The 445-nt window shown below is 70.3% G+C and carries 1 protein-coding gene; it reads left to right on the forward strand.

What is annotated here, in order from left to right:
• Positions 1-119 precede the first annotated feature (119 nt).
• A partial coding sequence (locus tag J0A65_RS25855; RefSeq protein ID WP_232850164.1) for a Rossmann-fold NAD(P)-binding domain-containing protein occupies positions 120-445 on the forward strand: 326 nt, incomplete at its 3' end.

A 445-nucleotide genomic window follows, 5' to 3' on the forward strand; every position in this document is an offset into this window, starting at 1 on the left:
AGGCCGGCTGCTAGCGCGAGCCTGCTTTCCAGCTGTTGCGGCCGGGCGCTGACGGCCTCGCCGAGGCGTCTGAGCGGCCTGTTACACTGCACCTTCGCCTAAACGTCATGGAGAAGAGCATGTCCGCACCTAACAGTCTGCTGATCGTCGGTTGTGGCGATGTCGGTAGCCGTCTTGGGCAGCGCATGGCCGACGCTGGCTGGCGCGTGCTGGGGATGCGCCGCAACGTCGCGGCCCTGCCGGCCGGCATCGAGCCGGTGGCCGGTGATCTGCACGCGGACCCGTGCCCGGCGGACTGGCCACGGCAGCCCCTGGACTACCTGGTCTACTGCGCCGCCGCCACCCAGCATGACGAGGCCGGCTATCGCGCTGCCTACGTCGACGGGCTGCGTCGCACCCTGGGCTGGCTGGCGCTGCACGGGCAGCGCCCACGGCGCATCCTGTT

The sequence above is a fragment of the Bowmanella yangjiangensis genome, assembly GCF_017255015.1.
GTDB classification, from domain to species: Bacteria; Pseudomonadota; Gammaproteobacteria; order Enterobacterales; family Alteromonadaceae; genus Bowmanella; species Bowmanella yangjiangensis.